The sequence below is a fragment of the Pseudomonas sp. P5_B3 genome, assembly GCF_056400405.1.
On the sequence record NZ_JBFULI010000036.1, the window covers coordinates 19,206 to 39,737 of the forward strand.

Below are 20,532 nucleotides of genomic sequence, written 5' to 3' on the forward strand. Positions count from 1 at the left end.
GCGAGCAGGCTCGCTCCTACATTGATTTGTGTTTCAGCGCAGCAGGTACGGGATCTCGACTTTCACAGCGCCCGTCGGACAGTCCTTTTCACAGGGCATGCAGTACCAGCATTCGTCGAACGCCATGTAGGCCTTTTGCGTGGCCGGGTTGATCGCCAGCAGGTCCATCGGGCAAACGTCGACGCACACGGTGCAGCCTTTGTGGGCGATGCATTTGTCTTCATCGACCGTGACGGGTGCGTTGGAGCGAAAGAAGATTTCCTGGGGTTGGTAAGCCATGTTCGGTCTCTCTTTTGTTGTCGGCATCAAGCCRCATCGGCACCGACCCGCAACCGGTCGTAGGCCTGCATCTCGTCGGCATCCAGCGGGATGATGTAAGGCTCGACGGCTTTCCTGAAACTGCTCATCAAACCGTTTTGGTCTTTCTTCAGGTGGCAATGGCAGAACCAGTCGCGGTCGTTGCGTTGCGGGTGATCGACGCGATGGTGGTACAGCCCCCAGCGGCTTTCGGCGCGGAACAATGAAGCGCGGGCGGCCATTTCGGCGCAGTCGCGGATCATGCTGACTTCCATGGCGCGCATCAGCTCGTGGGCGTTGTGGGCCTTGAGCTGGTCGAGGTCGCGCTGGATGTCGCTGAAGCGTTGCAGGCCGATCTGCATCTTCTTCGTCACTTTCGGCGGTTGCAGGTAGTCGTTGACGAAGCGCCGCAGCTTGTACTCGACCTGAGCCGGTGGCAGGCCGTGTTCGCGGTCCAGCGGCGCGTAGACCCGTTGTTTTTCGGTTTCGATCTGCGCGGCATCCAGCGCTGAAAACTCACGCCCGGCGACAAAATCCGCCGCGTTATGGCCGGCGAACCAACCGTAAGTGAACGCGCCAAGCATGTAGTTGTGTGGCACGGCGGCCATGTCACCGGCCGAGTACAAACCCTTGACCGAGGTCTCGGCCTTCTCGTTGACCCACACCCCCGACGCCGAATGCCCGCTGCAAAAGCCGATTTCCGAAATGTGCATCTCGACCATCTGCGTGCGGTAGTCGGTGCCGCGATTGGCATGGAACTGGCCGCGACTCGGACGCTCGTTGCTGTGCAGGATCTCCTCGATGTTCTGGATGGTTTCCTCGGCCAGGTGATCGAGTTTGAGGAACACCGGGCCATTGCCGCTTTCCAGCTCCTGGTGGAACTCCCACATCATCTGCCCGCTCCAGTAGTCGCACTCGATGAAGCGTTCGCCCTTGTTGTTGGCGGTGTAGCCACCCAAGGGGCCGGTGACGTAGGCGCAGGCCGGGCCGTTGTAGTCCTTGATCAGCGGGTTGATCTGGAAGCATTCCAGGTTCGCCAGTTCGGCCCCGGCGTGGTAGGCCATCGAGTAGCCGTCGCCGGCATTGGTCGGGTTTTCGTAGGTGCCCATCAGGTAGCCCGAAGACGGCAACCCCAGGCGTCCGGCGGCACCGCAGGCGAGGATCACCGCCTTGGCCTTGATCACATGGAAGTCAGCGGTGCGGCAATCGAAACCCATCACACCATTGACCGCGCCCTCTTCGTCCGTCAGCAATCGGGTGCAGACCAGGCGATTGGTGATGCTCACCCGCGCGCGCTTCAGCTGCCGATAGAGGACTTTCTTGATGTCGTGCCCTTCCGGCATCGGCAACACATAAGCGCCCATGTGGTGGACCTTTTTCACCGCGTAGTCGCCGGTTTCGTCCTTCTCGAATTTCACGCCCCAGCGGTCCAGTTGCTCGATGGTTTCGAAGCTGTGGGTGGCATAGGCGTACACCGCGGCCTGATTGACGATGCCGTCGTTGGCGATGGTGATTTCCTTGGTGTATTGCTCCGGCGTCGAGTGGCCGGGAATGATCGCGTTGTTCAGGCCGTCCATGCCCATGCTGATCGCGCCGCTGCGCTTGACGTTGGCCTTGTCGATCAACAACACCCGCAGATCACGGTTGCGTTCCTTGGCCTTGATCGCGGCCATGGGACCGGCGGTGCCGCCGCCAATGACAACGATGTCGTATTCCTGCTCCAACGTGCTGCGCGTCATGCCTGCTCCCCTTTTTTCCGGTCGATCCGCAGGCGGTACTGGAAGGCATCGCCACGGTAGTAAAGGTGTTCGAAGTCCAGCGGCCAACCGTCGACATCGTGGGTCAAGCGTTCGATGCGCATGATCGGCGAGCCGGGTTCGACGTTCAGCGCCCGAGTCAGGTCGCTGTCGGCCAGCACCGCATCGATGGCCAGGTCGGCGTGCCCCAGGGTCAGACCGCAGTCGTTTTCCAGGATCTGGAAAATGTCGCGGGTGACCAGGTCGGCTTTTTCCAGGCGCTCGCCAACGGCCTTGGGCAGGTAAGTGATTTCCAGGGAAATCGGCTCGCGATTGATCAGGCGCACCCGTTTGATCTGCGCCACGACCTCGCCTTCGGCGACCTGTAAACGCTCGGCGACGAGCTTGTTGGCGGCAATGAACTTGAAGCTGCGCAGGCGGTTGATCACCTCATAGCCGCGACCGGTCATGGACTCGGCCAGGCCTTGCAGGGTGCTGACGTTCTGGAAGGTTTTCGGTTTGGCGACGAAGGTGCCCTTGCCGTGGATCTTGAAGATCAGTCCTTCTTTTTGCAGGTCACCCAAGGCCTGGCGCACGGTGATGCGGCTGACCTTGAACAGCGTGCCAAGCTCGCTTTCGGAAGGCATCTGACTGTCTTGCGGGTATTTGCCGTCGAGGATACGGGTACGCAGCACGTCTCGCAGCTGGGTATGCAACGGAACGCTGCTCAGGGATAGAACGTTATCGGTCATGGCAGATCACTTGTTATAACGAGTTATGACGTGATCTTAGAGAGCCGTGATGTCGATTGAGAAATACCGAATGCGCATAAGGTTAGATGCGCAACGCAATCCAACACTGTAGGAGCGAGCCTGCTCGCGATGGCGGCGGGTCAGTCGATTTCAATGTTGAATGTGAAACCGCTATCGCGAGCAGGCTCGCTCCTACGGGGGATTTGTGTGGTCTGAGGAGTCAGTGGCGCTTGAGGATCTGGTCCATCACCCAATCGGTCTTCAGCGCCTGCTCGGCCACGGCCGGGTGCTGCGCCTCGCCGCGAATATGCGCATTCATGCCCAATACGTGGTGCCACTGAATGTGTGCGTGATGCTCGATGGTCAGGCTGAGGTGTTGATCAGCGTGCAGCTCGACCGGGTGTTCGTCGAACACTGAAAAGGTGATCCGGCCTTTGCTGCCAATCACTTCGACCCGGTCTTCGCGACGGTCTGCAACAAAGTTCCAGCAACCCATGCCCATCGCTCCCGACGCGAACCGCCAACAGGCGCTGACGGCATCCTCGGCGGCATACATCCCGGCCTGCCGTGCAGTGAACCCGGCGACTTCGACGATATCGCCTAACAGATACTGAAACAGGTCCAGGCCATGGCTGGCCAGATCGGCGAAGTAACCTCCACCGGCAATCGCCGGATCGGTGCGCCAGTTATCACTGCCGTTCCGGTCCGCTGCCGACGGCGCTTTGGTGAGGGTCCAGCTCAAGTGCCGGACCTCGCCGATCCGCCCCTCCTCCAGCCATTGCCGCACTTGCCGGAAACGTGGCAGCGAACGTCGGTAATAGGACACGAACAGGTGCAGCCCCGCATCGGCAAACACCTGCTGCATCTCGCGGCTTTGCCCGGCGTTCAGCGCCATCGGTTTTTCGACGCAGCAATGCTTGCCGGCGGCGGCCACCTGCAAGGCATAGGCATGATGGCTGTCGGGCGGCGTGGCGATGTACACCGCGTCGACCTCGGGGTCATTGATCAGCGCTTGCGCATCGGTGTATACCCGAGTGATGCCGTGGCGCGCGGCGTAGTCGGTGACGGCTTCCAGGCGCCGGCCCATCACCGCCACCAACGCCGATCCGGGTGCCTTGTAGAAGGCCGGCGCGCTTTTGCGTTCCGCGACACTGCCACAACCGATCATGCCCCAACGCACCAGGTTCATAGGCTCTCCTTGCTGCTCAGCCGATGCGCAATACGCGCAGGTCCAGTCGACCGTCCTTGAGCGGCGGGCACCAGTAGTAGCCACCGGTGACCGGACGGCTGATGCGGTACAAACCGTCGGTGATGCCGTCTTCCAGGCCACTCATGCGGCGCAGTTGGGCTTCGAAGGCATCGAGGGAAAAACCGAAGGCCAGGAACATCAGACCGGCACGGTCGCCTTCGATCCATGGCATCGAGCGGCGCACCACGAAGGCCTCGGGTGCAAAGCTTTCCTGGGCGGTGCGTTTGACGTGGGCGGAAACCGGCGCGTCGTCGATCTCTTCGTTATCGCTCAAGCGGCGACCCATGATGTTGTCTTTCTCATCCGCCGACAGCCCATGAAAACCTTTCAAGTCATGCTGCCACTGCTGGATCGCGGCGAAGCTGCCACCGACCATGCCTTCAGCGCCTTCGCTCAACAGCGCGGCGGCGATAGCGGCTTCGTCGTGGGGATTCTCGGTGCCATCTTCGTAGCCGGTCAGGTCATGGCCGGTCATGTGGCGGAAGGTTTCGTTCATCTGCACCAGGCGCAATGCCGGGGCCAATGCGGCGGCGATGACGTTGCTGCGGTTGAGCAACTCACCACGGTCTTCACCGTGCAGCCAGCACCAGAGCGCATGCTGGGTCGACGGATTTTCTACGCCCACACCGGTCAACGCCGGAAAGGTTCGCAGGCCATCGATCTGAGCGTGCAGCGCATTGACCAGCGATTCACCGAAGCCGACGACAGCCGATTTCCCGTCCACCAGTTGCATCAAGTTGTCGAGCGCGACCGGCAATGCCTCGACGGATTCGAGGGCGAAGAACATATGGCGGGCTTGAGGCGGTACGGGGGTGGCGAGAATGCCCGGCTGGTAATAGCTCATATGAACTCCTTGAAAAAGAGCACGGAGTTTAACCGGAGTACGAGGGTTTGTGTGGCGTCAGAGGCCAGGAGCCTGTGGCAAAGGGTCAGACCGTGCTGGGGCTTTCGCTACGGGTCGGCGGGGTTTCGGCTCTTCACCGCACCCCGCCAGCAACGCCGCAAAGACGCCCCCCACCAAGGCCAAACAAAGGCTAGGCTTTTCAGTTAATCGGCTTGTCCGCATGGCTGTACTCTCATTGGTAGCCCGGCCAGCCGGGTGCACCTTTTTTGTTGTGATCAAGGCGAGGTCAACACTAAGGCACCCGGTGTGGGCGGGTTGAGGGCATTGGGGGGTCAACAAGGGGCGCTTCTGAGGCCATGACTGATGGGAGTCGATGAATCCGCGATCCTTCACGCTGTGCGGCAAAACGCTGAAATGAGTCATGACAAGGGTTGCTGAGGTCTGCTAAAACGATTCATCAGCGCATCATCCAATCCAGAGGGGTAGCGACATGACCACAGCCAATAGTCTCCAGAACCTGTTCCCGAGCCCCGCCGACATCCCGGAAAAGTACCGCCTCGACGGCCAGACCGAGCAGCGTGAGTACCTGGTCGATGGCGTACTGAGAACCTGGAACGGGCCACTGGCCCAAGTCCGTAGCCCGGTGTACCTGGCCGGCGCCAATGGCGACGAGCAAGTGATCCTCGGCAGCACGCCGCTGCTCGATGCCGACACCGCATTGACCGCCCTCGACGCTGCCGTCCGTGCTTATGACCGGGGCCAGGGATTGTGGCCGACCATGCGCGTGGCCGAGCGCATCCAGCACGTCGAAACCTTCCTCGGACGCATGCGCGAGCAGCGCGACGCCGTGGTCAAGTTGCTGATGTGGGAAATCGGCAAGAACCTCAAGGACTCGGAAAAGGAGTTCGACCGCACCTGCGACTACATCGTCGACACCATCAACGCGCTCAAAGAACTCGACCGCCGCTCCAGCCGTTTCGAACTGGAACAGGACACTCTCGGCCAGATCCGCCGCGTGCCGATGGGCGTCGCCCTGTGCATGGGGCCTTACAACTATCCGTTGAACGAAACCTTCACCACGCTGATCCCGGCGCTGATCATGGGCAACACCGTGGTGTTCAAGCCGGCCAAACTCGGCGTGCTGCTGATTCGCCCGCTGCTGGAAGCCTTCCGCGACAGCTTCCCGGCCGGGGTGATCAACGTCATCTATGGCAGCGGCCGCGAGACGGTCAGTGCGCTGATGGCCAGCGGCAAGATCGACATCTTTGCCTTCATCGGCACCAACAAGGCCGCCAGCGACCTGAAAAAACTCCATCCGAGACCCCACCGCTTGCGCGCGGCGCTGGGCCTGGATGCGAAAAACCCAGGGATAGTCCTGCCGGAAGTGGATCTGGACAACGCGGTCAGTGAAGCGGTCACCGGTTCGCTGTCATTCAATGGCCAGCGCTGCACCGCGCTGAAGATCCTGTTTGTGCACGAGGACGTGGTCGAGTCCTTCATCGACAAATTCAATGCCAGGCTCGCCAACCTCAAACCCGGCATGCCCTGGGAAAGTGGCGTGGCCCTGACGCCACTGCCGGAATCGGGCAAGGTCGACTATCTGCACTCTCTGGTGGCGGATGCCGAAAGCAAAGGCGCCAAGGTGGTCAACCCCAACGGTGGTGAGGCTCGTGCGTCGTTCTTCTACCCGGCGGTGCTGTACCCGGTCACGCCGCAGATGCGCGTTTATCAGGAAGAACAATTCGGCCCGGTCATCCCCATCGTGCCGTACCGCCATCTGGATACCGTGATCGATTACGTGCTGGAGTCGGACTTCGGCCAACAGTTGAGCATCTTCGGCACCAACCCGGTGGCGGTCGGCCGGCTGGTGGACACTTTTGCCAACCAGGTCGGGCGCATCAACCTCAATGCCCAATGCCAGCGCGGCCCGGATACCTATCCCTTCAATGGTCGCAAGAACTCCGCCGAAGGCACCTTGTCGGTCCATGACGCACTGCGGGTGTTTTCGATCCGCACCCTGGTGGCCACCAAGTTCCAGGAGACCAACAAGGACCTGATCAGCGAGATCATCAGCGGCCGCAGTTCGAGCTTCCTGACCACCGACTACATCTTCTGAGGAGAGCCAGCCTGAGTACATCCCGAGCCCATCGACTGCCACCGCTGCTGCGCCGACTGCTGCGTCCGTTACTGGACCCGTACCGGCGCTACCGCCATGCCCGGGTGATCCACGCGGTGCGGGTGTCGCTCGGGTTGCTGGCGACCATCCTGCTGACCACCGGCATCCATCTGCCCCACGGTGAGTGGGCGTCGGTGACGATGCTGGTGGTGATCGGCGGCTTGCAGCATCACGGCAACATCGGCAAGAAAGCCGCCGAGCGTGCCATTGGCACCTTGATCGGCGCCGGCGTCGGCCTTGCGTTGGTGGCACAACAGGCCTGGCTCGGGATGCCCTGGCTGACCTATTTCGCGATGTCGGTGGTCTGCGGGTTTTTCTCGTATCACGCCATCGGCAAGGGTGGTTACACCGCGCTGCTGTCAGCGATTACCGTGTTTATCGTTGCGGGGCACGGCGACAACCCGGTCACCGATGGCCTGTGGCGCGGAGTGGACATCCTGATCGGCATTGCCCTGGCCCTGGCGTTTTCCTTCGCCCTGCCGCTGTACGCGGTGTATTCCTGGCGCTACAACCTGGCCGATGCGCTGCGTGATTGCGCGAAAGTCTATGGGCGCATCATCGATGGCCAGGCCATCACCGCCGACGAACACCTCAAGCTCATGACCCGCCTGAACGCGGTGATGGTGCAACTTCGCTCACTGATGCCGTCGGTGTCCAAGGAAGTGAAGATTTCCATGACCGAGCTGGATGCCATCCAGCGCAACCTGCGCATGTGCGTCAGCACCCTGGAAATCCTCGGCAATACCCGACCGGATGCCAATGACCTCGAGGCGATGTCGCTGATGCAAACGGCATTGAAAGCCGAGCATCGCCAGATTCGCGTGCAATTGATCGGTATGGCCCGGGCGTTGAAATCCGGTGCGGCCCAGCGGCTCAATCGCCCTATGGATATGCCGCTGGTCAGCCTCGATGCGCCGGTCTACAACACGCTGGACGGCTATCGTTTGTTGACCCAACAACTGGCCGCCAACGTCGGCGAGATGCGCCAGCGACTGGCCAGCAATGCGCCGCGCTGGAACATCTGACGCCTGGCTAGCGGGTTACGGCGTAACCGTGCGCCGAAACTTCAGCGACCAGCCTTGTTGCATGCCGGCAGCGGCCAGCAGAATCGCCGCGACTCCGATCCATTGCAGCGGCTCCAGGCGATGGCCGAAGGCAAACCAGTCGACGAAAATCGCCGCAATCGGGTAGATGAAGGACAGCGCCCCCGTCAGCGCAGTCGGCAGCTTTTGAATCGCGCCGTACAGCAGCACGTACATCACACCGGTGTGCACCATGCCCAGCGTCACCAGGCTGGTCCACGCGCTCGGCGCCTGAGGCAGTGCCGAAAAATGTGCGAATGGCGCAAGCAACAACACGCCCGTGCTGACCTGGATCAGCGCGATCAAATGCGGCGGGGTTCCGGTCAGGCGCTTGATGATCAGCGCGGCAATCGCATAGAGAAACGCCGCGCCCAACGCCAGGGCAATGCCCAACAAGTAATCGCTGCCGCTTTCGCCCTGGCTACCATGGGCACTGACAATCGCCAGCATCCCGAGAAACGACACGCCCAGCCAGGTCAGTTTCTGCGCGGTGATCTTTTCGTTAAGGAAAAGCGCCGCCAGCCCGACCAGCATGAACGGCTGGACGTTATAGACGGCAGTGCCGATGGCAATCGACGCCCGGGAATAGGACGCGAACAACAGCACCCAGTTGCCGACAATCGCCACACCGCTGAGCACCGCGAGCAGGAAGGTCGTGCGGGTCAAAATGCCGGGGCGCAGAAAGCCGAAAGCCGCGCAAATCAGCAGCAAGGTGCCAGCACCGAACAGGCAGCGCCAGAACACCACATCCAGCACCGGTTGCCCGGAAACCAGTACGAACCAGCCGATGGTGCCGGAGATCAGCATGGCGGCCGTCATTTCGAACGAACCGCGGCGTAGGGTTTTGTCCATCATCAGACTCCTGTGTTTGTGGCCAAAGTATGCCAATGAACCTGGGCGCTACTCCAGAGCAAAAAGCAGGCTAAACTCGGGATCTGCCTTTTTTATCAAGGCCGTTTCGAAAAAACGCCTAACAGAGGATTTCGCCATGACCGATGACATCGACCAGGTGCTGATCACGGCGCTGATGGAAGACTCGCGACGCTCGCTCAAGGCCCTGGCGCAAATCAGCGGCCTGTCCTCCCCCAGCGTCGCCGAGCGTCTGCGCCGCCTGGAAGAGCGTGGCGTGCTCAAGGGCTACACCGTAGAGATCGACCCGAAATGCTTTGGCTACCAGCTCCAGGCCATCGTGCGTATTCGCCCGTTGCCGGGGCAATTGCAGGAAGTGGAACGGCAAATCATGGCCATTCCCGAATTCACCGAGTGCGACAAGGTCACCGGCGACGACTGTTTCATTGCGCGCCTGCATGTGCGCTCGATGGAACAACTGGACACCCTGCTGGACCGCCTCAACACCCACGCTGAAACCAATACGGCGATCGTCAAGAAAACTCCGGTCAAGCGCCGATTGCCGCCCATGGCGTGAGTGATATTTGTTTCAGACTGAAGTAGGTTGGCGGTTTCCGGCGAAGGATTGACGGTATGAAAGCTCAGGCAATGCTACTCATGGTGATGCTGCTTGCAGGTTGCGGCACGATTCAAACGGTTGTGCGCGGTGACGAAGTGGCTGCAAAGAGCCTGAAGGACCATAAGAGTTATTGCGGCGCAGTACCGCGAATCTACAGCGGCGTGACCTACGACTTTTGCACGCTGAATGCCCCCCTGGAAAAAGGCCGCGATGCGCAGGTGCATGATAGTGCCCCTGCCATTGTGCTGATCGACGTGGTCATCTCCGGCGCGCTCGACACCTTGTTGCTGCCCTACACCATCTACCGCCAGCAAGCCGACGGCAGCATTGTCATTTCGGAGTAATCCTGAATTCCAGGCAATAAAAAACCCGCCTGAGCGGGTTTTTCATTCAGTGCCGACGATCAATCATCGCGGCCCATGATGCCGAACAGCTGCAACAGGCTGACGAACAGGTTGTAGATCGATACATACAGGCTGATGGTGGCCATGATGTAGTTACGCTCGCCGCCATGAATGATGGCGCTGGTCTGGAACAGAATGCAGACCGAGGAGAACAGCACGAAACCTGCGCTGATCGCCAGTTGCAGGCCGCTGATCTGGAAGAACATGCCCGCCAGCGTCGCACCCAGCAGCACGAAGAAGCCTGCCGTGATGAAGCCGCCGAGGAAGCTCATGTCCTTGCGGGTGATCAGCACATACGCCGACAGACCGCCGAACACCAGCGCGGTCATCGCGAAAGCCGAGCTGACCACTTCAGCGCCGCCCTGCATACCCAGGTAACGATTGAGGATCGGGCCCAGCAGGAAACCCATGAAACCGGTCAGGGCAAATGCCGACACCAGGCCCCAGGCCGAATCACGGAGTTTGTTGGTGAGGAAGAAAAGACCGTAGAAGCCGATCAGCACCACGAAAATGTTCGGGTAGCCAACATGCATCTGCTGGGCAACGTAGGCCGTCACACCACTGAATGCGAGGGTCAGGGCGAGCAAGCCGTATGTGTTGCGCAGGACGCGGCTAACCTCTAGCTGCTCAGCCTGCACGCTGTTATTAACTGCGTAATCCTGTTCGCGCATGGCGACACTCCTGTTGGTTTGAAACGTTCAGTCGCAAAGATCATAGCAGACGCTCTGTAACAAGCTACGCAGAGAGTTTGACAGTGTGTTTCATTCAGGTATTATGGCGCCCGCAACGCAAACGGAGGTGTGGCCGAGTGGTTTAAGGCAACGGTCTTGAAAACCGTCGACTGTAACAGGTCCATGAGTTCGAATCCCATCGCCTCCGCCATCTTTATACGACAAAGCCCTGATTATTCAGGGCTTTGTCGTTTCTTGCTTTTGGAAAAACCTGCCAGCCCACACTTCAGCCCTCACCCTGGGTGGAGTCTTGCTTTTCGACCAGCGGCTAGTTTTTCGAATGGTCTCTTGTCCCTGTAATTCTGAAGCACCGACTAAGGAACTGATGCTCTCGGAAAAATTCCCGAAAGCGAAGAGGACTGATCGTGGCCGACCTTATGCGTCGACTCAATTCAATTTGTTCGTCTTCACTAAGCACGATGTCCTGAGAGTTCATGTGATCACTCCAGGCACTGACTGACCACAGAAGCATGGCTCAGGCTAGAAATTCATTTCCGAGACAGGACACCAGGCAAGGGAATCCCACACTTGCACCAGGCCAAACAGATGCACCAGCCCATAGACCAGGCAGACCGCCGAGCTGATCACGATGAAGCGAATACTACGCCCAGTGCCTGCCAGCGCGAACGGTCCCAACAGGCCGCGCAGCAGGTAGACCAAGGTGATTGCGCACAATGCCGGGCGCAGCAGGGGCAAGGGATCGATCACCCCGGCACCGGACAGTGCATACGCCGCCCATGCGGCGAGCACCAGGGCAATCCCCGTCGTGACCACCGCGGGAAACCGGCGACCGGCCTGGGCCGCACGCACAAAGCGGTCGCCAGCGCCAAACAAGCGATACCAGGAAGGCCCTCCCATGATCACCCCGACATGCATCAGGGCCGCCAGCAGGCTGAGCCCGGCGCCGATCACCAGCGCCATGTTGTATTCGTTTGCCATTCCATCGCTCCTTGATGCAAATGCGCCACGGTGCGCCCCATAGACGTCGTGGCGTGTCGGCAGGGCCCGCCTTGACCACGTACTCAGCTGGTTGCCGCTTCGGCGCGGGTGCCGACGTCCATCACCTGGTAGCGCACGTGACGACCGCAGACCGCAGCGGCCGCTTCCACCCCGCCAGTCATGGCGCCAAAAATACCATGCCCGGTACGGGTCGATGCGCCGCACAGGTACAGGTTGCGGATTTCAGTTTTGGCCCCTGGCCTGTTGTGCAGGAAGTACTCCGGGGTAAAGGCCAGACCGTAGGACGTGCCCCCTTCGGAGCCGATAAAGCGCGTCACTGAAAAAGGGGTCGAGACTTCCTGATACACGATGTGGCCCGACATTCCCGGAATCACCCGTTCAGCCAGGGCAATCAGCTGGCGGGCGTACCACTCTTTCTTCTCCAGGTACACAGGGTTGCTCCGGTAGCTACCATCCGTCAGTTCGGCCTGGGTCACGCCCCAGCTTTGCGGGGTGGAAGGCACCGCCGACATAAGCTGCAGGTTATAGATGCCTGGCGGGGCGATGGCCGGGTTATCCGGGTCTTTCATCGTTGCGTTACCGATGAACAGATGGGGCTCCTCGGGAAACTCTCCGGCGAACACCTCGCGGTAGGCCTTCTCATAATCGCAGCCAGGGTAGATGCGGTAGTTGGTGTTCTTCAGACCCATGGCCTTGAGGTCCATGTCGATGCCGAGATAGACCACGCCCATGGCCGGTGACATCTCGAACTGTTCGGCACGACGCACGGTCTGTGGCTTGAGGTGTTCACGGCCAATCAGGCCAAGCAGGGCCTGCTTGATATCGGCGTTGCAGATCACCGCGTCCGCCTTGACCACCCGCTTGCCCAAGTGCTTGTTGCTGAACTCGACGCCCACGGCATGACCGTTCTCGATCAGGATACGTTCGACCTTGGATCGCAGGAGGATCTTGCCGCCCTTGCGCTCGACCACCTCGCCCAACTTGTCGGAGAACATCTGGCCGCCACCCGAGGGGTAATAGGAACCCTGCAGGAAGTGGTTGACCACCGCGGCATGGCCAGCCATGGTCGCGCGGCTCGGCGGCTGGTGATAGACCCCCAGCTGCCCGGTCAGGATGGCCCGAAGGCGTTGATTCTGCGTACAGGTGTCGAGGAACTGCGCCACCGTCGATTTGGCATGCCGCATCAGCATCCAAGAGCGTGGCAGCACCCACAGCGCGGTCAGCGGCCGCGAGTGGATGCCCATGAAATCCCAGACCTGCTGCAGCATCTTGAAGTAGCGGTTGATTCCCGCTCGCTCCTTGGGAAACGCCTCCAGCAGCTTCTCGCGAAAGCGTTCATAGCCACGGGGAACCGCGAACTGGAAGTCGGGAAAACACAGGGTTTCGAACCCCTCCGGGTCCTGCTCGATAAATTTGATTTCACCATCATTGATACCTGCACCCCGCAAAATCCGCGGAATCAGACCGTGTTTGCCACAGTCACCGATGTAGTGCAGGCCGACGTCGAACTCATAGTCGTTGCCCTTGCGGTGGAACACCGTGGCACAGCCGCCCATTTCATAGTGCATGTCGAGCACCAGTACCTGCTTGCCGCGATTGGCCAGGGTCGCGGCAGCCGTCAGGCCACCGATGCCGGCGCCAACCACGATCACGTCAAAGGTGTCGCTTTCGAGGGTCTTGAATCGATCAAAACTTTGCATGGATAAGGTTCCAGTCGCGCATCAGGCATGGGCCAGGTGGTGGTCGCGGGTCGGATCGACCGCCTCGGCCTCACGTATCAGGTGGGGCAGCTTGTTCGGCTTGCGGCTCCAGTGTTCATGGTTCGCCAATGGCGGAATCCGCTGCAGGATCACCGGCCAGTGCTTGACCAGCTCGGCGTTGAGTTCGATGAAATGCCGGTTGCTGTCATCGAGCTGGTTCTCCGGCTGAATCGCTTCCTCCGGACACTCGGGCAGACACAGGCCACAGTCGACGCACTCCTGAGGGTTGATGGCGATAAAGTTGGGCCCCAGGTGGAAAGCATCCGCGGGGCAGATATCGACGCAGCTGGTGTGGCGGCATTGAATGCAGTTGTCAGTCACTACGTAGGTCATGGTGCGTCTCGTAAAAATCTGGTTTGACGGGAAAGTCGCCACTCAGAAGTAGCKGTCGACCAACAAACGCGCCGACAACATCGTCCCGATGAAACCTGCGCCCGGGAATGTCCAGGCCCCGACCTGGTACAGCCCCTTGACCGGGTATTTCTGCGGGAAACGGTTGAACAGGCCGGATTGTCGGGTGTTCTGCTCGAAGCCGTAGATCGCGCCCTCCGGGTTATGGGTGAACTTGGTCATGGTGCGTGGCGAGCCGCTCTCGCAGACCTCTATGTGCCGACTCAGGCCTGGAATGACTCGTTCGGCGTTGGCGATCAGCAGCTCGGTGAGTTCAAGCTTCTTGCGCCTGTAGTCGAGTTTGCCCAGCGAGTGCCACTCGCTGGCGCCCGTCAGCGTGAACAGGCCCAGGCTGGACTTTCCGGCCGGTACCATCGACGCATCGACGTTGGAGAAGTAGTTGATCGACCAACTGGTGTTGTCGCCATGCAGCTCCCCGGCCTGGATATGCTCGAACTGTTCGCGCTGGGTTTTCTGCGGGGCGAAGAAGTGGATGTACTCCTCGGGGCCCACTCCCAACTCGCTCAGCGGGCAATCGAGCCCCAGGTAGACTTGAAACCCGGACACCGACAACTTGAGCCGGCGCAGTCGCGAGCGGTACCTGGCGTCGAAATGCTGCTCGCCAGCCAGTGCCACGACCGCATGGGGCGAAATATTGGCCACAACATTGCGCGCCTTGACCCTGCCCGACTTGCGCGTTACCACGCCGCCGATTCGCCCGCGTTCAATCACGATCTGGTTGACCGCTGACTCCAGCTCGACCCGGCCGCCATGTTGCTCGATCACTTCGACCAGGGCATTGGACAATGCCTGGGAGCCGCCCTTGATCGAATAGCCGCCGTTCTCCAGATAGTCGATAAAGGGATAGGAAAAGTACCCGAACGCCAGGTCCTTGGCCGGTAGACCGTAGTAGCTCCATTGCGCCGACAGCACTTCCTTCAAGCGTTCGTTGGAGGTGAAAYGCGAGAAGTAGTGATCCACCGTTTCATGGCCATACTTGAGCACCCGCGGATAGATCATGGGCGTGGCCACCAACCTCATCCAGAAAGGTTTGCGCGAATACAGAAAGCCGCACAGGTCCTTGTAGTTGCGCTGAGACTCGGCAAACAGGCGATTGATGTTGTCGACTTCCTCTGGAAAGAAACGGAACAACTCGCGCTTGTAACCTTCCAGGTCTCGGTGTCCAACCGTTATGTCGATGTCCTGAGAGCGATAGCGATACAGGGTCGGGTGATGAAGAAACTCGACTTTGTCCGCCACGCCACAGGCCTCGATGACATTGAACGACTCGGCGCCACGTACCACGCCGTCGAACGAATGCAGCGAAACATCGAAGTTGAAATCCTTGCGCCGAAAATTGCTGGCATAACCGCCGGGTACATTGTGCTTTTCCACCACCAGTACCTTCTGGCCTCGCTGCGCCATAAGGCTGGCACTCGCCAGCGCGCCAAGGCCCGCGCCGACGAAAACGGTATCGTATTCTTGATTCATTACATTTCCAGGCTCTGCGGCCAGATCCGGACAGCTAAATCAGACCGTCAGGCCGCCGTCGATTACGAATGTCTGACCGGTGATGTAGTCGGCCCGGGTCGACAGCAGAAAGCTGGCCAAGGCCGCCACTTCACGCACTTCACCGAAGCGCCTGAGGGGGATGGTGTCAGTGATCGACTTGCGCACCGGGTCGGCGATCTGCTCGACCATCTCCGTGGCAATGAAACCTGGGGCGATGGCGTTGACGTTGATCTTGAACCGCGCCAATTCCAGGGCCATGGTCTTGGTAATGCCGATCATCGCCGCCTTGGTCGCTGAATAACTCAACTGTCCCTTGTTACCCTTGAACCCACTGACGGAGGACATGTGCAAGATCTTGCCGCGACGCTCGGCGGCCATCGCCGGCGCCAGGCATTTACTGAAATACACCGCCGAATCGAGGTTGGTCGCAACCACATCGCGGTAACGCTCGATATCGAACTTCAGCAACAGCTGATCGCCGGTCACCCCCATGTTGTTGATCAAGCCGTAGGGCTCGCCGAGGGTCTCCACCAACTGTGCACACACCGCCTCGACCGAACCGTGGTCCCGCCCGTCACAGGCATGCCCAAGGGCCCAGCCACCGCTGGCCGCCACTTCCCGCTCCAGTTGCAAAGCCGCGTCGGCCGAGGACTGGTAGGTGAAAGCGACCTGATACCCTTCCCGTGCCAGGGCCGAGACCAGTGCGCGTCCAATGCCACGACTGCCGCCACTGACCAGCACCCATTTGCCGTTTGAAGACTGCTGAACATCCATGATCTACATCCTTTAGCCTGATGGTCCTTGCCGTTGTTACGCGGGCACGACGGGTGTTTGAGCTTCTGCACGATTGAAGAAATCGAAGATTTCCTCGAAGTAGCGGTCCCGATGCTTCTTGTGGTTTTCCAAGTGACGACAGCCCTCGAAACCGACCATATGTAGCGCCTCGCAATCCAGGCTGAGCCCCGCCACGCTGGCAGCCGGGATAAAGCGGTCGTTGAGCCCGTAGAAATAGGCGATCGGTAGATCGCGCACGCCCTGCAACGAGTGATCAATGGCACAGGTCCCCGTGGGGACCGCCAGACGGCTGCCGCTGATCCAGCGCATAGCGAGTCGCAGCGGTCCGCGGGTGAAGTAGCTGCGCACCGAAACCGGCACACTGTCCAGCACCGCCGAGGTAAAGGGCGTGGTATCGCGCGCCAGGGCATGGGACAGGTGATAGCCGCCAAACGAACAGCCCACCAGGTGGATGGGCAGGCCGGGGTTGTCCCGGATCACTCGCCGGGCAATCGCCAGCACATCGTCGGCAAACGCGTGGCCGCCGATGGTGCTGCGGCCGAAGCCTTTGAAGTTGAAGGCGACCACGTGATAACCCTGGTCGAGAAACGCCTGATCCAGTTTGTTCTCGAAAAAGTAATGCATGCCGTACTTGAGGAACGGATGGCACAAGAGCACCACGCCCCGAGGGTGCATGGCGGTGGTGCGCAGGGACGCCCCCTCGAGCCGGCTGCCGTCGCGTGCGACTTCGACAAAGCCTGCCGCACGACTTGGCACGTCGCGCTTCCAGCCTTGTACCTGGCGGAACATTGTCCGGATGAACAGCTTGGAAATGGCGACACCCAGCCAACCGGTCGATTGCTCGTTTTTGCTCATGCTCGCTTCCATTGTCTGGCCTTCATCTCGGCATAACCGAATGCCGCTTCGTAACTGGGACCCGCCACCCAGGCGCTGAGGAACTGCACGCCCTGCACCGGGAAGCCGTGATGGAATACATGGCCGCTGAGATCGGTACCCACCATCGCCCCATAACCCGAACCGTCGGTGTTGTTGGTGAAGCGCACATAGGTGTGGGGCGTGGCAACCTCGGTATGCAGCACATGTCCGCGCAGCCCCGGCACCTGGCTCAACAGACGCTCCACCAGGGTGTCGCTGGCCCGTTGTTTCTTGGCGCGGTATTGCGCTGTGCGGCGCTGCGGCCAATGGGCGATCGAGTCGAGCACGTTGATACACACCACCAGGCCCGCAGCCGGGTCCAGGGCGTGATAGTTGGTGACCTCGATCGGCGACATCTCCCAGAATGCCCGCTCACTGAGCGCCGCCTCATAACCGCTGCGTTCGGCGGCCATGCGCAGCTCGGCGCCTGCCGCCGGATCACCGGCGAACAGCATCGATTCGCTATGCAACAGGCCAAGTTGCGCCGGTGGCAGGTCGGTCACCAGGTACACCGTGGTGGTCGAGCGTGCCGGTTTCAGCGCGGTGAGTTTCTCCCGAGTGGCCGCCAGCTCCACATCCGCCGCGAACAGCGACTGCACCGCGTAGTGCGGTGAAGCGTTGATGTACACCCGCGAAGAATGGAATACGCCACGATTGGTGCTGACGCCCGTGGCATTGCCTTGCCCATCGGTGAGCACCCCATCGACACCTGTGCTGAGCAGGATCTGCCCACCGGCCTGTTCAATCCGCTGCGCCAGCAGATTGGACAGGTGCTGGGAGGAGCCCTTGACATAGGCGTTGCCACGGTTGAGCGTGGCGTACACCACATGCAGGTAGTACAGGTAGCCCAGGTCTTCCGAGTAGCCACCGACGTAGATTCCCGGTGCCGCCAGGATCTCGATCAGGTACGGATCGTCGAACAGCTCGTGCAACGCCTGACGCACGGTCTTGTGCTTCAGGTTGCGATGCGCGAAACGCAACTGGGCCATGTCCGGCTCAAAGGTGCCGTCCAGCATCTGGAACTGGTAGTAGCCGTTGCGCCCGTAAGTTCGAACGTGCTCGAAGAAGGTCGCGATGGCCTCGGCCTGATGGGGAAAGCGCTCGACCAACAGCTGTTGCACACCGTCCGCGTCATTGGCCAGCGGCAGCGCCATGCCGTCCTGGTAGGCGCAGAAGTAGTCCTGGGGATAGACCAGGTCCAGTGTCTCTTCCAGCTCCAGATTACGCAGGATACGGATCAGGTTGCCGCCCTCGGCCATGCCACTGAGCTTATGCAGGCTGCAGTCGAACACCGCGTCCTGTTTCGGCCGACTGAACGTGGAGGCATACCCGCCGACAACAATATGCTTGTCGACTACCAGCAAGCGCACCCCGGGGTCACGTTTGACCAGCATGGCCGCACAGGCCAGGCTGGTGATCCCGGCACCGACGAAGATCGCATCCCAGGACGGCTGGCTCATTGGCGCAGCCCCAACTTGTCGACCCAGGCGTAGATCTCGGCAAAGCGCATGGCATTGAGCCGGGCGTTGTGGGCCGAGCGCCAGACCTCCTCGATCTTCGCCTTGTCATCCACCGCGATCGGAAACTCAAACGAGGTGTGCCGGGCGATTTCCGGGTTATAGGTGAACATGTCGATCAACGCCGGAATGATTCTGCGACTCATGGCCTTCACCTGGGCGATGGACTCCGGGCTGGCCGTTTCAAAGAACGACTCGCTGATCCAGCGACCGAAGGCGATGTGCCGGGCCTCGTCATGATGATGCTCACGGAACATGGTACGGGTCATAGGTTCGATGCCTGGGCCCTGGGACGTGTGCATCGCACCCATTTCCGCGACCCACTCGATCAGCAGAGTGAACAGCACGCCCACCGCGGGCTCCATTTTCGGCAGTGTCTCGGTCAGCAATTCGTAGAGACCCACCGGCGGGTTCCACAATTGCAGGCCGGCCTTGCCCATGAAGCGCTTGAAGGTCAGGGTGTGAACGATCTCCTCCTTGGAGAAGATCATCAGGTACTCCTGCAGGTCCTGGGAGATGCGATCGTGGAATTGGGTGACATAACCCATGTACAGCGGCGGAATAGTCTGCTCCAGCCAGATGAACATGGAGATGTCACGGCCGGTTTCCAGCCAGGCCAGTTCCAGCTTCTGTGCCTCGCTCAGGCCTTCACAGAAACGAGTGCCGTTGATCCACAGATGATCGGGGTCCTTCGGGTACAGGCTGCGATCGACCTCCTGGTCCCAGGGCAATACGGTCGCGTGGTCCATGGTCTTGTGGTGCGAGACCTCGCTCAGCTTGCGGACCTTCGATTCCCTTGCTTCTGAAATGGTGAATACACTATTGGTCTGCGTGGGCATTCCCTTGCTCCTATCCGTAACGGTAGCCCTGCCAGTCAGGCAGGGACGGCGGCCGATTCCTTGAACTCGACCACGAACTCGCACAGCTGGCGCAGCGTGGAAATCTTGCGGCTGGCGAACGAATCGGGATCCAGCGCCACGCCGATCTTCTTCTGCACCACCAGCTGCATCTCGACGAAGTCCAGGCTATCGAACGCCATCGATTCGATGTTGGTATCGAGGGTCACATCGTTTTCGTCGACATCCTTGAGTTCCAGAATGAGGTCGCGAACAACAGTAAATACTTTCTCTACAGTGGTCATTGCACAGCTCCTTGGTGGGTTGAAAGTGTCTTTGCCATCAGCCCGAGAGTGATGGTCATCACGTGGCGATCGCTGACATGCACCCCAAGATCGAGGGTGCCCACGGCCTTGCCTGGGCTTTCAATCAGGTGGATGTTGTCGATCTCACAGCGAATATCGGTCTGCAACTTGCCCAGCGAGCGCAGCGACGTGCAGAAGGTGATCTGGTGACTGGTCTGCACCACCAGGTGATCAGACAGTTCCTCAAGCCGCTCCGGCCGCTGTCGTTGACGGAACTGCGGGGACAGGCAATCGAAGATCACTCCCAGATGGTTACGAATGAAGTGGGAAAAGATCAGTGCATCGAGCGCGACCCAATCATCGACCCCCCGGCCCAGGTCATCACGAAACTGTGCGAGCCAGGCCGCGACCTCCTCGCGTGCCAGCAGGAAGCCCGGGGTTGTGGATAACCAGACCGGCGCTTCGACGATACGTACATGGCCGATCATGTGTTCACTGTCGCCGCCGCTCGAGTGCAACTTGAACCCCGTGCTGTCGCTGCGCTCGCGGGTCGACAGGGCTACCGGGCTGTCGCGCAGCACCGGAGCCTTGAGCAGCGCCTTGAACTGCATCCAGTCCTGGGGCAGCACCTGATTGACGCGCCCCATGCGATGCTTGACCGGCAGTAGCGCGAGCATGCCATGCACCACCACATCGGCTGCGTCCATGCGGCGCGCCGCCTCACGGTCGAAGTGGATCGGGTTGCGATCACCGGAGAGGCCGGCCCAGGCCTCGATCTGCTCGGCTCCGAATTGCAACTGCAT

General features: G+C 60.3%; 21 protein-coding genes and 1 tRNA gene. 5 read left to right on the forward strand and 17 right to left on the reverse strand.

What is annotated here, in order from left to right:
• Nucleotides 1-33: 33 nt before the first annotated feature.
• The 5 genes from AC1DRN_RS20280 to AC1DRN_RS20300 form a co-directional block, all read right to left on the reverse strand.
• Nucleotides 34-279, reverse strand: a complete 246-nt coding sequence (locus tag AC1DRN_RS20280) for a 4Fe-4S dicluster domain-containing protein (RefSeq protein ID WP_003180418.1) — start codon at nt 277-279, stop codon at nt 34-36.
• Between the two features lie 26 nt (nt 280-305).
• Nucleotides 306-2,036, reverse strand: a complete 1,731-nt coding sequence (locus AC1DRN_RS20285) for a fumarate reductase/succinate dehydrogenase flavoprotein subunit (RefSeq protein ID WP_477786785.1) — start codon at nt 2,034-2,036, stop codon at nt 306-308.
• Nucleotides 2,033-2,785 (reverse strand): GntR family transcriptional regulator, encoded by a 753-nt coding sequence (locus tag AC1DRN_RS20290; protein WP_223462834.1) that lies wholly within the window; start codon nt 2,783-2,785, stop codon nt 2,033-2,035. The genes AC1DRN_RS20285 and AC1DRN_RS20290 overlap by 4 nt, the downstream gene beginning before the upstream one ends.
• Before the next feature lie 220 nt (nt 2,786-3,005).
• A complete protein-coding gene (locus AC1DRN_RS20295; RefSeq protein WP_223462833.1) occupies nt 3,006-3,974 on the reverse strand; it encodes a Gfo/Idh/MocA family protein in 969 nt (322 codons plus the stop codon).
• 16 nt (nt 3,975-3,990) lie between these two features.
• Complete coding sequence (locus AC1DRN_RS20300; protein WP_223462832.1) at nt 3,991-4,878, reverse strand: Dyp-type peroxidase; 888 nt, start codon at nt 4,876-4,878, stop codon at nt 3,991-3,993.
• 490 nt (nt 4,879-5,368) lie between these two features.
• Here AC1DRN_RS20300 and AC1DRN_RS20305 point away from each other — a divergent pair, with 490 nt between their 5' ends.
• Both AC1DRN_RS20305 and AC1DRN_RS20310 read left to right on the forward strand, forming a co-directional pair.
• Nucleotides 5,369-6,994 (forward strand): NADP-dependent glyceraldehyde-3-phosphate dehydrogenase, encoded by a 1,626-nt coding sequence (locus tag AC1DRN_RS20305; protein ID WP_223462831.1) that lies wholly within the window; start codon nt 5,369-5,371, stop codon nt 6,992-6,994.
• A gap of 44 nt (nt 6,995-7,038) precedes the next feature.
• Complete coding sequence (locus tag AC1DRN_RS20310) at nt 7,039-8,079, forward strand: FUSC family protein (protein WP_223462863.1); 1,041 nt, start codon at nt 7,039-7,041, stop codon at nt 8,077-8,079.
• A gap of 15 nt (nt 8,080-8,094) precedes the next feature.
• Here the strand turns inward: AC1DRN_RS20310 and AC1DRN_RS20315 are convergent, their stop codons facing one another.
• A complete protein-coding gene (locus AC1DRN_RS20315) occupies nt 8,095-8,988 on the reverse strand; it encodes a DMT family transporter (protein ID WP_223462830.1) in 894 nt (297 codons plus the stop codon).
• 136 nt (nt 8,989-9,124) lie between these two features.
• Between AC1DRN_RS20315 and AC1DRN_RS20320 the strand changes: the two genes are divergently transcribed.
• Both AC1DRN_RS20320 and AC1DRN_RS20325 read left to right on the forward strand, forming a co-directional pair.
• On the forward strand, nt 9,125-9,562 hold the full coding sequence (locus tag AC1DRN_RS20320) for an Lrp/AsnC family transcriptional regulator (protein WP_007987480.1): 438 nt from the start codon (nt 9,125-9,127) through the stop codon (nt 9,560-9,562).
• Nucleotides 9,563-9,618: 56 nt separating this feature from the next.
• Nucleotides 9,619-9,948 carry a YceK/YidQ family lipoprotein gene (locus tag AC1DRN_RS20325; protein WP_457266267.1) on the forward strand — a complete coding sequence of 110 codons (330 nt, stop codon included), beginning with the start codon at nt 9,619-9,621 and terminating at the stop codon, nt 9,946-9,948.
• 59 nt (nt 9,949-10,007) lie between these two features.
• Here AC1DRN_RS20325 and AC1DRN_RS20330 read toward each other — a convergent pair whose 3' ends face one another.
• On the reverse strand, nt 10,008-10,679 hold the full coding sequence (locus tag AC1DRN_RS20330; protein ID WP_108219910.1) for a Bax inhibitor-1/YccA family protein: 672 nt from the start codon (nt 10,677-10,679) through the stop codon (nt 10,008-10,010).
• Nucleotides 10,680-10,802: 123 nt separating this feature from the next.
• Between AC1DRN_RS20330 and AC1DRN_RS20335 the strand changes: the two genes are divergently transcribed.
• Nucleotides 10,803-10,890: transfer RNA gene (locus tag AC1DRN_RS20335), tRNA-Ser, on the forward strand.
• Nucleotides 10,891-11,219: 329 nt separating this feature from the next.
• Here the strand turns inward: AC1DRN_RS20335 and AC1DRN_RS20340 are convergent.
• The 10 genes from AC1DRN_RS20340 to AC1DRN_RS20385 form a co-directional block, all read right to left on the reverse strand.
• A complete protein-coding gene (locus AC1DRN_RS20340) occupies nt 11,220-11,678 on the reverse strand; it encodes a hypothetical protein (protein WP_457266268.1) in 459 nt (152 codons plus the stop codon).
• An 83-nt stretch (nt 11,679-11,761) separates the two neighbouring features.
• Nucleotides 11,762-13,399, reverse strand: coding sequence for a phytoene desaturase family protein (locus AC1DRN_RS20345; protein ID WP_457266269.1), 1,638 nt, complete (start codon nt 13,397-13,399; stop codon nt 11,762-11,764).
• 21 nt (nt 13,400-13,420) lie between these two features.
• Nucleotides 13,421-13,792: a ferredoxin FdxA gene (gene fdxA / locus AC1DRN_RS20350; RefSeq protein WP_457266270.1), complete on the reverse strand. Its 372-nt coding sequence runs from the start codon at nt 13,790-13,792 to the stop codon at nt 13,421-13,423.
• Nucleotides 13,793-13,834: 42 nt separating this feature from the next.
• The gene (locus tag AC1DRN_RS20355; RefSeq protein ID WP_477786786.1) at nt 13,835-15,340 is read right to left on the reverse strand and encodes a phytoene desaturase family protein; all 1,506 of its coding nucleotides are present in this window, start codon (nt 15,338-15,340) and stop codon (nt 13,835-13,837) included.
• A 39-nt stretch (nt 15,341-15,379) separates the two neighbouring features.
• Complete coding sequence (locus AC1DRN_RS20360) at nt 15,380-16,135, reverse strand: SDR family NAD(P)-dependent oxidoreductase (protein ID WP_457266272.1); 756 nt, start codon at nt 16,133-16,135, stop codon at nt 15,380-15,382.
• A 36-nt stretch (nt 16,136-16,171) separates the two neighbouring features.
• Nucleotides 16,172-17,011, reverse strand: coding sequence for an alpha/beta hydrolase (locus AC1DRN_RS20365; RefSeq protein WP_108217407.1), 840 nt, complete (start codon nt 17,009-17,011; stop codon nt 16,172-16,174).
• Complete coding sequence (locus AC1DRN_RS20370) at nt 17,008-18,531, reverse strand: phytoene desaturase family protein (RefSeq protein WP_223462823.1); 1,524 nt, start codon at nt 18,529-18,531, stop codon at nt 17,008-17,010. The genes AC1DRN_RS20365 and AC1DRN_RS20370 overlap by 4 nt, the downstream gene beginning before the upstream one ends.
• Entirely contained in the window at nt 18,528-19,427 is a 900-nt protein-coding gene (locus AC1DRN_RS20375) for a diiron oxygenase (RefSeq protein ID WP_223462822.1), read from the reverse strand. Before AC1DRN_RS20375 ends, AC1DRN_RS20370 begins: the two co-directional genes overlap by 4 nt.
• A 35-nt stretch (nt 19,428-19,462) precedes the next feature.
• The gene (locus AC1DRN_RS20380) at nt 19,463-19,729 is read right to left on the reverse strand and encodes an acyl carrier protein (protein WP_223462821.1); all 267 of its coding nucleotides are present in this window, start codon (nt 19,727-19,729) and stop codon (nt 19,463-19,465) included.
• Nucleotides 19,726-20,532 carry a MaoC family dehydratase gene (locus AC1DRN_RS20385; protein ID WP_223462820.1) on the reverse strand — a complete coding sequence of 269 codons (807 nt, stop codon included), beginning with the start codon at nt 20,530-20,532 and terminating at the stop codon, nt 19,726-19,728. Before AC1DRN_RS20385 ends, AC1DRN_RS20380 begins: the two co-directional genes overlap by 4 nt.